The following is a 9,662-nucleotide window of genomic DNA, read 5'->3' as shown; positions in this document are numbered from 1 at the left end:
TGGTCATGGTCGTGGTCGTCGTGGCCATGGTCATGATCGTGGTCGTCGTGATCGTCATGGCCGTGGGCGTAACCGTGGTCGTGACCATGATAGGGGATGCGCTCGATACCGTCGGTGGCGGTGACCAGTGGTCCGCTGTAGTCGCTGGAGTCGATCAGTCGCTCCATCCAGCCCTCGAACTGCAGGCCGTTGAACACCACCAAATCGGCCTCGGCGATGGCGCGCGCCTCGGTGGGGCTGGGCGAGAACACATGTGCGTCGCTGTCCGGCCCGACCAGCGAGGTGACATTGACGCGCTCGCCGCCGACGTTGTGGACCATATCGGCCAGGATGCTGAAACTGGCCACCACCTCGATGCGCTCGTCGGCCTGCAGTGGAGACAGGGCGACCAGGCCGGCGCTGCCGAGCAGCAGGCTAAGGGCGAAGGGCTTAGTTCTCATGGCGTACCTCATTGTGATGCATTGAAAAGTGCGCTATCCGGCCTCGGCGGCCTCCAGCGGCGTGGCGCGGCGCCGCAGCTTGGCCATCAAGCTGTGATAGCGCCCGAAAAGTGCGGATGCGATATAGCCCACCCCGGCCAGCATGATGATGCTCGGCCCGGACGGGAGTGACAGGTGATAGGACAGCAGCAGCCCGCCGGTGCTGGCGACCATGGCCCACACCACAGCGATGCAGATCAGCCCTTCGAGGCGCTTGCTCCAGAAGCGTGCCGCGGTGGCCGGCAGCATCATCAGGCCCACGGCCATCAGCGTGCCCAAGGTCTGGAAGCCGGCGGTCAGGTTGAGCACCACCAGCGCCAGGAAAAGGCCGTGAACCAGGCCATTACGATTGCCCTGGCCACGCAGGAACAGTGGATCCAGGCACTCCACCACCATGGCCCGGAACATCCACGCCATGCACACCACGATCAGGCTGCTGATGGCGGCGATCAGGAACAGTGCGCTGGAGTTGACGGCCAGGATCGAGCCGAACAGCACGTGGGTGAGGTCGACGCTGCTACCACCCAGCGACACCAGCATCACTCCAGCGGCCAGCGAGATCAGGAAGAAACTGGCCATGGCGGCGTCCTCGCGCTGGCCGCTCATTTGCGACACGCTGCCGGCGAGCCCGGCCACCAGCAGTCCTGAGAGAATGCCGCCCAGGCTCATCGCCGGCAGTGAGAAGCCTGCCAGCAGAAAACCCAGCGCCACGCCGGGCAGGATGGCATGGGCCATCGCGTCGCCGATCAGGCTCATGCCGCGCAGCACCAGAAACACCCCCAGCGGCGGCGCAGCCAGTGACAGGGCGATGCCCGCCACGAAGGCGCGGCGCATGAAGCCATAGTCGAAGGGGGCGATAAACCACTCGTTGAGCAACGCGATCATGGCGACAACCCCGGCATGTCGAGAGGCAGGATCGGCGCATGATGATGCCGCTGCGTGCCGCCTTGATGGCGCTCGACAATTGCCTCCGGGGTGCTCCAGCGGGCGTGGCCGCCGGCCAGGGCCAGCACGCAGTCGGCCAGCCGCGAGAGCTGCTCGAGGTCGTGCAGCACCACGATGATGGTGGCGCCCTGGGCGGCCATATCGCGCAGGACGCCCATCAGCACCTCGACGGTCTCGACATCGACGTTGGCAAATGGCTCGTCGAGCAGCAGCAGTTCGGCTTCCTGCATCAGGGTACGGCCGAGCAGCGCGCGCTGGCGCTGTCCCCCAGAGAGCTCACCCAGCGGGCGGTGGGCCAGGTCAGTAATGCCCAGGCGGGACATCACCTCGCGGGCCTGGCGATAGTGCGGGCCACAGTAGCCCTTGAACGCGCCATGGCTAGGCCAGGTGCCGGTCATGATCAGCTCTTCCACGCTCATCGGGAAGGTCAGGTCCAATGCCAGCTGCTGGGGCAGCCAGGCGCGCCGCTCCTTGGGCACGTCACACTCGATGCGGCCGTGGATCGGCGCCAGCTCCCCCATGATCGCCTGGATCAGGGTACTCTTGCCCGCGCCATTGGCCCCGATTAGCGCGGTGATGGCGCTGTCCTCGAAGTTGCCGCTGACGTGCTCCAGCACGGTTCGGCCGCCCTGGGCGAGCTGCAGGTCGTTGAGGCGCAGTCGTGACATCAGGACCACCACCCCGCGGCCCAGGAGACCGCCAGCCACAGCCCGGCCAGCGGCACCGCAACCAGCATCAGCCTCCGGCCGGCTGCCAGCGACATCAGGGAAAAGTGACACGGCCCTTCGGGCCGATGATGGTGACGGTGCGCCATGACAATACCTCGCGAATGACAAGAAGGTTATAACATAACAGATGGGTTGAGAAGCCGCGCTGGCGGTGACAGCAAAAATGGCCGCTAATGATAGCGGCCATGGGCATGCGGCTCCAAACGTCAGTAGCGGATCGCTACTCCTAGCTGCTCAGGGCTGGCCAGCAGCGCGTACTCGTAGTCGAAGCGCAGCTCGCCGAGCGAGGCCTGGGCGGGCTGAAAGCGGTTGAGGGCGTGGCCGGCCTGGCGCGGCTGGGTTTGCAGCTGTAGTTCGCTGATCAGCATGCCGGTGGCGAAGTTGATGGCACCATCGCGGCCGCGACCGTCGCCGACCCCGATCAGCAGCCCCGAGGCGGTATTTACCGCCAGCGAACCAAGACGCGCCTCGAAGGAGCGGCGCTGCTGCTCGTCGGCGGCGGTCTCGCGGATCAGCGCCCGGGCACGGTCGAGGTCGTCGCCCTCTTCAAGGGCGCGGAAGTTGCGGTACGCCTCGGGGTGAGGCTGGCGGTTGAGGAACATGCCGCCCAGCGCCAGCGCCGACTTGACCACCCCGACCCGGGCATCGTAGCGGTCGTCGCGGTCGCTCGCTTCGCTGGCCTGGTAGGCATTGAGCCCCAGGCTCGCGCCGTAGATGCCGACCCAGCTCGCCTGCCACAGGTTGGCGTGGCGTTCGCCGCGGGCCAGGGCATCGTCGTAGCCCTGCCACTCCTGCGACAAGGATTGCCCGAAGGCGACGGGGGGCAGGCTCAGCAGCAGCGCCAGGCTGGCGATCACGGCGGTTGAGAAACGCATGGCAGGCTCCGGGTGGTGAGTGTCGTCTCTACTATAGTGCCTTTGGCGGGCTCATAGCCCCATCGCCTGGCGCATCATCAGCCGCTTGGCCAGCGGCAGCCGCTGGGTGACGGCAAGCCCGGCACTGCCTAGTCGGCGCAGTGGCGCGGCGCCGGTGAACACCCGGTGCAGCAGCTCGGTGGCGGCGATCATCGCTAGCGTCTGCGGTCGCCGCTGGCGGGCATAGCCGTCCAGCACCCGCGGGCTGCCGAGATCCTGGCCGAGCCGATGCGCGGCTATCAATCGCTCGCTCAGGGCAATGACGTCCTGCAGCCCGAGGTTGAGGCCCTGCCCCGCCAGCGGGCTGATCACATGAGCGGCATCGCCGATCAGCACGCAGCGTTCGGCGGCATAGCGCCGCGCATGCTGACGGCGAATCGGAAAGCTGGCCTGACCGAGCACCGCCTCGAGGCCACCCAACTGGGACGGAAAGTCGCGCTCCACGGCGAGCCGCAGCGCCTCCGGGTCGAGCCGCTCCAGGGCAGTGATGGTATCCGGCTTGCCATACCACACCAGCGAGGCATGGTGGCCGGGCAACGGCAGCATCGCCTGGGGGCCCTCGGGCGTGAAGCGCTGCCAGCTGACATCCTGCTGGGGCAGCCGGGTGGCGACATTGATCACCAGCGCGCGCTGGTCGTAGTCGCCGCTCTCGACCTGAATGCCGGAGAGCTCGCGCAGCGCCGAGCGCGCGCCGTCGGCGCCGACTATCAGCGAGGCGGTCAGGCGGGTGCCGTCGTCGAGCTCCAGCTCGGCTTCGCTGGCCGCCTGGCGCAGCACCATCGGCCGTACCCCGCAGTGGCATTTCACCGTCGGCAGCTCGGCCAGGCGTGCCCAGAGCGCGGCGCGGATCCAGCGATTCTCGACGAAGCTGCCGAAGGCGTCGTGGCCGAGGCTCTCGGCATCGAAGCTCGCTTCGTCGTGACCCTGTCGGGTCCAGGCCTGAATGCGCCGAAACGGACAGCGCCGCGCGGCGGGGATCCGCTCCCAGGCACCGACCCCGGCCAGCAGCTGCTCGGCGGCCAGGTTCAGCGACGACACCCGCAGATCGAAACGGTCGTCGCGTGGTAGCGTGGGGGCCTGGCCGCTTTCAATCAGTGCCACCGTCAGGCCTGCCTGACCCAGCGAGGCGGCGAGTGCGGCACCCACCATACCGCCGCCGACAATGACCACCTGTGCAGAATTCGCCATGCGTGTCCTTTATGTCATCAAACTGTCATCTATGCTCGATAGGGTGCGCGCTGACATCAAAGCGTCATTAAACCGTCATACCACCCGCGGACCCACACGGTAGCTACTCACTTATGACGAATCGCCCCACCTTGCCCTCTGATCAGCCGGCCTTCGAGCGCCAGGCGCGCCGTGAAACCCCGGCCTGGATGCGCGGCATCTATGCCGGGCTGTGCCTCTACCTGTTCCTGGCCGCTCTCAACGTGCTCAGCTCGGGCCTTGGCACCTTCGGTGCCGAGAGCGACTTTCTGACCCGTGCCTTCGCCTACGGTGAGAACCCCTTCATCGCGTTGCTGGCCGGCGTGCTGGTGACGATGATCGTGCAGAGCTCGTCGTTCACCTCGGCGCTGATCGTGACGCTGGTGGCGAGCGGCGAGATGACGCTGGGCACCGCGGTATTCGCCATCATGGGCGCCAATATCGGCACCGCGGTCACCGGGGTCATCGTGGCCCTGGCCAACATGCGCATCAAGCGCAACTTTCGACGCTCGTTCACCGCGGCGCTGATGCACGACTTCTTCAACATCCTCACCGTGGCGGTGGTGTTCCCCATCGAGTGGCTGAGCGGGATGTTCCATGAGGCCGGCCGCGGTGTATTCACGCGTCTGGCCGGCTGGCTGGCGGAGCTGATTGGCCTCGAGGAGGTCGCCCGTCCCAACAGCCCGATCAAGGTGGTTACCGCGCCCATCGTCGATGCCGTCAACGCCATTGGCGGCTTCCTGCTGCCCACCTCGCCGGCCCAGGGGTTGCTGGTCGCCGGCCTGGGCATGCTGCTGATGTTCGCCGCGCTGATCTTCATGGTCCAGAACCTGCGCGGCGCGCTGCTGCGCCACATGGACGGCCTGTTCCGCACCTACTTCTTCCGCACCGACCTGCGCGCCTACGGCGTGGGCGTGGTCTCCACCGTGCTGGTGCAGTCGAGCACCATCACCAGCAGCCTGATGGTACCCCTGGCCGGAGCCGGGGTGGTGCGCATGCGCCGGGTGCTGCCGTTCATGATGGGTGCCAACCTTGGTACCACCGTGACCAGTGTGCTGGCCGCCACCGCCAATCCTATCGCAGCCGCCATGACCGTTGCCCTGTTCCACGTCATCTTTAACCTCACCGGCACCGCGATCTGGTGGCCGATGCGCCATATCCCGCTGCGCGCCGCCAGCTGGTACGGCAAACTGGCGGCCAAACAGACCCGCTATGCCTTCCTGTTCCTGATCGGCGTGTTCTTCGTCGTACCGCTGGCCGGCATCGCCGCCACCGAACTGTTCATGAGCCTGCGCTAAGCGCGGCCCACCGGGAGACCGTCACATGTTTCGTCAGCTCTACACCGCCCTGACCTCGGAGAACACCCTCGACCAGGCCTTCGAGGACCTCACCGCCATGCTCGAGCACGGCGAGTGGATGTTCGCCCGCGCCAACGACGTGCTCTACAGCACCGTACCTGCCGACGAGGTGCGCCAGCCGCTCTACGACCGCGACCGGGCGATCAACGAGCTGGAGCGCTCGATTCGCCGCAAGGTGCTGCGCCACCTCACCGTCAACCCCGGCCACGACGTGGCCATCTGTCTGGCACTGATGAGCGTCGCCAAGGACGCTGAGCGTATCGGCGACTACTGCAAGAACGTCTTCGAAGTGGGCAGCCTGTATAGCGAAGGCTTCCACGTACCGCGTTACCAGGGGCCGCTGGACGGCATGGCCGAGCAGATGGGCCGCATGTTCGGCATGATGGTCAGCGCCACCCGCGACTCCGACGAGGCCAAGGCGCGCCAGGTGCTCTCCATGGCGCGCGGCATTCGTGCCCAGGGCGACCACCTGATCGAGGAGCTGTTCAAGGACGACCAGCAGGTCGCCTTCCACGAGGCGGTGGCCTACTCGCTGCTGGCGCGCCACTACAAACGGGTCGCCTCACACCTGGCCAATATCGCCACCGCGGTGGTCGGCCAGCTCGAGGACCTCGACTTCTATCACGAAGAAGGCGACGAGGCGGAGTAACGCCCTCGCCGAGGTTGTGTATAACGCCAAGCGCCGCCCCGAGGGGCGGCGCGTTGCGTTCAAGCATTGTGGAGGGTCGAGGGTTTTACTCGACCAGCGCATTCAAGCGGTCGGGAAAGTCGGTGAAGATACCGTCGACGCCCCAGTCGAGCAGCATCTGCATATCGTCCTGCTCGTTGATGGTATAGACGTGCACCAGCAGGTCGTTGGCCTGGGCCTGCTCGACGAAGCCGGCATCGATCACCTGCAGCTCGTCTTCGTAAGTCAGGTTGGTGCCGATCCCAACGGCATAGTCGCGGATCGCCTGAAAGTCCGCATCGCTGATCTCCTGCGGCCCCGGCGTCACCCCGGTCCACTCCACCAGCTGCTCGCCGTCATCCTCGGGGTAGTACCACACCAGCTGCACCAGCGGCACTTGGTCGTTCAGTTCGCGCACCGCAAGCAGGCTCTCCTGGCTGAACGACTGGATGACCACCAGGCCATCTTCGATCAGGCCGTGGGCCTCCAGCTCCTCAACCATCGCCTCCTCGATACCCGGGTAGAGCTCTGGCGACTTGGTCTCGAGGTAGTAGCGAGCATCGTTGCCGAAGTGCTCGATGACCTCGCCCAGGGTCAGGACCTCCACCCCGGCATAGGCGTCATCGGCAAACGCCGGGTAGGCCTCGTTGAACCAGCTGCCGGCATCCAGCGCCTTGAGCTCCTCGAGGGTGAGATCCTTGAGCTCGCCTTCGCCGTCGGTGGCGCGGTCGACGGTCACATCGTGGAAGGCCACCAGCTCGCCGTCGGCGGTCATCTGGATATCCAGCTCCAGGTAGTCCACCCCCATCTCCTGGGCCAGTTCCAGCGCCGGCAGGGTCTGCTCCGGCGCGTGCCCGCTGGCACCGCGGTGGGCGATCACCTGAAAGTCCTGCAGATCATCCAACTGCTGCTGAAGGGCATCGGCCTGGGCGGAGAGCGGCAGCAACAGGGCGCCACCGCCAAGCAGGGCGAAGGGCAGGCTTAGACGAGAGAAGCGGCTCTGGTTGGAACGCATAGTGAATCCTTTATTGAATGTTCAATCAACAACCGTACTGAGGTGGGGTGGGGGATGCAAGGTGGGGGACACGGTCAGTCCCAGCGGATCCAGTGTTTGAGCTCGGCCGCGTTGGCGATCTGAATCTGCTGGGCGCGAGGGTCGGTCTCGGTGTGGTTGGGGTTGACGCCCAATTCACGCAGAGCATAGAGCACCAGTGGACCACGACATGACAGCTCCAATGTCCCCGCTTTCATTGCGTAGTCTAACGCTATCAGTTGACGCTCTGGCTCAGGCAATCGCTGGTCTGGAATTAGCTTTACGCTGACGATGGTTTGCCAGTCGCTATCGCATTCTCGGCCATGCTCTCCCAGCATCCCTCCACAAGGCTCTGGAATATCGCGGAAGCGACTCAATACGAAGTCCCGATATGACAAATGCTTTTCACAGAAAGCCCGTACATGCCAGCGCCCTGCTGCATATACCAGGGTATGGGGTACGATGACCCTTTCTTCGCCCCGAGGGTTGGTAAAAGAAGCGTAGGACACCTCCAACCGCAGCTGCTGACGCGCTCCCTTTACCAACTCGCGTACCACGTCAGGTGACACCTTGCGACTCGGCAAAGGCAACGACTCAGTATCGGCAGCCCCGAGCCCGAGACCGGCGAAGGGCGACTCCAACCCCTGACCCGCCCCTAGCAGATGCAGGTACTCTTCAACCCGACCTTGGGTGAAATGGCCAATAAACCGATCAGTGGGAAGAAACCCTTTGCGCGACTCGTCATAGGCTAAGTTATCTGGGGCTAGCTCTCTGTATCGGCGCAGGACTTTTTGCGACTGCTGGCGCCCGATCCCGAAGGCTTCGCCGATCTGTGAGGCCACCACCCGGCCCTCCCAAAGCGCCAGGATCTCGATCAGCCGGTAACGGGCGAGGGTGTCCCAGGGTAGTGGTGCAGTATCGAGCATGCGAACTCCTTGCGACTCTCTGAATGCCATGATCTATCTCAACATCTGCCTGAAAAAGATGCTGGTTTCTTGGGGGTCATCACCTAATGTAGTGGGTGCTGGTTCCATCTGGCCTTCCGTTCTACCACCATAGTCCCTGTCATGATCACACTGTGATGGGGAGACCATGGATCAGAACCAGCTCTACGAACGTATTCTCGGCCTTTCTACCCCGTGGTTCGTCAGCGATGTGGACCTTGATGAGATCAGTGGTTTGGTCGAGGTGCAGGTCGAGTGCGATACCTCTGCGAATCTGTGCTGTCCCCAGTGTGATCAGCCCGCTCCACGTTACGACAAGCGACGCCGTCAGTGGCGGCATCTTGATACCTGCCAGTTCCAGACCAAGGTGGTGGCGGATGTGCCTCGTGTCCGCTGTCCAGAGCATGGCTGCCGGACGATCCAGGTGCCCTGGGCAGAAGGCAACAGTCGCTACACCGCGCTCTTTGAGGCCCTGGTGATTCAATGGCTGAAGGAGGCATCGATCCAGGCTGTCAGTCGGCAACTGCAACTGAGCTGGACGGCCATTGACGGCATCATGAAGCGGGCAGTTCGGAGAGGCCTGGCGGCAAGGACATCCCCGGATGTGCGCTTTCTATCAGTGGATGAAACCGCCTTCCGTAAGGGCCACGACTACGTCACCATCCTCTCGAATCACCAAGGGCGGGTAATTGTCGTCGAAGATGGCAAGTCTGCCGACAGTCTGTCGCGATGCTATTTGTCGCTCACGAAAGCGCAACGCGCCAGTATCGAATCCGTCTCAATGGACATGAGCCCTGCCTATCGCAAGGCCACGTTCGTTCATGTTGAGAAGGCGCGCCGCAAGATTGCCTTCGACCACTTTCATATCGCCCAGACTCTGAACGATGCGCTTAATGCGACGCGTAAGTCCGAACTCCATTCGGTAGACGCCTCTCTGCGCCGGACAGCCCATCAGTCGCGCTACTCTTGGCTGAAGCGCCGAGACAGGCTGGATGAGCGAGAGCGCGCCACTCTGAATTGGCTATCGAGCCAGTTCTCGAATACCACGATCGCGTGGTACCTCAAGGAAAAAGCGCGGAACATCTGGAAAGGTAACCGCGTGCGTGGTGCCCGAGCCGCTTGGCAAGAGTGGATTCGGTTGGCCAAGGCGTCTGATATTCGGCCGGTGGTGACCGCTGCCGAGCAAGTGGAAGAGAAACTTTGGGGCATTCTCAACGCCATGCGGCTTAAGGCTTCCAACGGACTGGCCGAGGCACTGAACGGCAGGATCCGGGGCCTGCGAGTCAGGGCTAAGGGATACCGCAGCAAAGAGCGCTTCAAAACGGCGATCCTGTTTCATTTCGGCGGGCTGGAAATGACCCCTAACCCACTGAAATAAGGGAAGAGCC

11 protein-coding genes are annotated in these 9,662 nt (G+C 64.2%); 3 read left to right on the top strand and 8 right to left on the bottom strand.

Features of this window, described 5'->3' with window-relative positions:
* The 6 genes from BLT16_RS20165 to BLT16_RS20145 all read right to left on the bottom strand — a co-directional run.
* A partial coding sequence (locus BLT16_RS20165) for a metal ABC transporter solute-binding protein, Zn/Mn family (RefSeq protein ID WP_245701784.1) occupies positions 1-440 on the bottom strand: 440 nt, incomplete at its 3' end.
* 33 nt (positions 441-473) lie between these two features.
* A complete protein-coding gene (locus tag BLT16_RS20160) occupies positions 474-1,364 on the bottom strand; it encodes a metal ABC transporter permease (RefSeq protein ID WP_089660734.1) in 891 nt (296 codons plus the stop codon).
* Complete coding sequence (locus BLT16_RS20155; protein ID WP_089660733.1) at positions 1,361-2,092, bottom strand: metal ABC transporter ATP-binding protein; 732 nt, start codon at positions 2,090-2,092, stop codon at positions 1,361-1,363. The genes BLT16_RS20160 and BLT16_RS20155 overlap by 4 nt, the downstream gene beginning before the upstream one ends.
* Positions 2,092-2,238 (bottom strand): hypothetical protein, encoded by a 147-nt coding sequence (locus tag BLT16_RS20875; RefSeq protein WP_176817293.1) that lies wholly within the window; start codon positions 2,236-2,238, stop codon positions 2,092-2,094. Before BLT16_RS20875 ends, BLT16_RS20155 begins: the two co-directional genes overlap by 1 nt.
* A gap of 120 nt (positions 2,239-2,358) precedes the next feature.
* Entirely contained in the window at positions 2,359-3,027 is a 669-nt protein-coding gene (locus BLT16_RS20150; RefSeq protein WP_089660732.1) for a hypothetical protein, read from the bottom strand.
* A 51-nt stretch (positions 3,028-3,078) separates the two neighbouring features.
* A complete protein-coding gene (locus tag BLT16_RS20145; RefSeq protein ID WP_089660731.1) occupies positions 3,079-4,254 on the bottom strand; it encodes a UbiH/UbiF/VisC/COQ6 family ubiquinone biosynthesis hydroxylase in 1,176 nt (391 codons plus the stop codon).
* Between the two features lie 131 nt (positions 4,255-4,385).
* On the opposite strand from BLT16_RS20145, the gene BLT16_RS20140 reads away from it, so the two are divergent.
* Together BLT16_RS20140 and BLT16_RS20135 are read left to right on the top strand one after the other, a co-directional pair.
* Positions 4,386-5,570 (top strand): Na/Pi symporter, encoded by a 1,185-nt coding sequence (locus BLT16_RS20140; protein ID WP_245701783.1) that lies wholly within the window; start codon positions 4,386-4,388, stop codon positions 5,568-5,570.
* A 25-nt stretch (positions 5,571-5,595) separates the two neighbouring features.
* The gene (locus BLT16_RS20135) at positions 5,596-6,279 is read left to right on the top strand and encodes a phosphate signaling complex PhoU family protein (protein WP_089660730.1); all 684 of its coding nucleotides are present in this window, start codon (positions 5,596-5,598) and stop codon (positions 6,277-6,279) included.
* A gap of 85 nt (positions 6,280-6,364) precedes the next feature.
* Here BLT16_RS20135 and BLT16_RS20130 read toward each other — a convergent pair whose 3' ends face one another.
* Together BLT16_RS20130 and BLT16_RS20125 are read right to left on the bottom strand one after the other, a co-directional pair.
* Positions 6,365-7,312, bottom strand: coding sequence for a glycerophosphodiester phosphodiesterase (locus tag BLT16_RS20130; protein WP_089660729.1), 948 nt, complete (start codon positions 7,310-7,312; stop codon positions 6,365-6,367).
* 74 nt (positions 7,313-7,386) lie between these two features.
* Positions 7,387-8,256, bottom strand: coding sequence for a WYL domain-containing protein (locus BLT16_RS20125; protein WP_089660728.1), 870 nt, complete (start codon positions 8,254-8,256; stop codon positions 7,387-7,389).
* 166 nt (positions 8,257-8,422) lie between these two features.
* Here BLT16_RS20125 and BLT16_RS20120 point away from each other — a divergent pair, with 166 nt between their 5' ends.
* The gene (locus BLT16_RS20120; RefSeq protein ID WP_089660599.1) at positions 8,423-9,652 is read left to right on the top strand and encodes an ISL3 family transposase; all 1,230 of its coding nucleotides are present in this window, start codon (positions 8,423-8,425) and stop codon (positions 9,650-9,652) included.
* The last annotated feature ends 10 nt before the right edge of the window (positions 9,653-9,662 follow it).

It is taken from the genome of Franzmannia pantelleriensis (assembly GCF_900102875.1).
In the GTDB taxonomy this organism is placed as follows: Bacteria; Pseudomonadota; Gammaproteobacteria; order Pseudomonadales; family Halomonadaceae; genus Franzmannia; species Franzmannia pantelleriensis.
The sequence above is the reverse complement of the archived record's forward strand: the minus strand, read 5'-3'. Positions and strand labels throughout refer to the sequence as shown.

What these genes read in the sequence shown, in the direction of transcription:
- BLT16_RS20130 (WP_089660729.1), bottom strand. Translation starts at nt 7,312, where the DNA reads ATGCGTTCCAACCAGAGCCGCTTCTCTCGTCTAAGCCTGCCCTTCGCC.
- BLT16_RS20145 (WP_089660731.1), bottom strand. Translation starts at nt 4,254, where the DNA reads ATGGCGAATTCTGCACAGGTGGTCATTGTCGGCGGCGGTATGGTGGGT.
- BLT16_RS20155 (WP_089660733.1), bottom strand. Translation starts at nt 2,092, where the DNA reads ATGTCACGACTGCGCCTCAACGACCTGCAGCTCGCCCAGGGCGGCCGA.
- BLT16_RS20135 (WP_089660730.1), top strand. Translation starts at nt 5,596, where the DNA reads ATGTTTCGTCAGCTCTACACCGCCCTGACCTCGGAGAACACCCTCGAC.
- BLT16_RS20120 (WP_089660599.1), top strand. Translation starts at nt 8,423, where the DNA reads ATGGATCAGAACCAGCTCTACGAACGTATTCTCGGCCTTTCTACCCCG.
- BLT16_RS20150 (WP_089660732.1), bottom strand. Translation starts at nt 3,027, where the DNA reads ATGCGTTTCTCAACCGCCGTGATCGCCAGCCTGGCGCTGCTGCTGAGC.
- BLT16_RS20125 (WP_089660728.1), bottom strand. Translation starts at nt 8,256, where the DNA reads ATGCTCGATACTGCACCACTACCCTGGGACACCCTCGCCCGTTACCGG.
- BLT16_RS20160 (WP_089660734.1), bottom strand. Translation starts at nt 1,364, where the DNA reads ATGATCGCGTTGCTCAACGAGTGGTTTATCGCCCCCTTCGACTATGGC.
- BLT16_RS20875 (WP_176817293.1), bottom strand. Translation starts at nt 2,238, where the DNA reads ATGGCGCACCGTCACCATCATCGGCCCGAAGGGCCGTGTCACTTTTCC.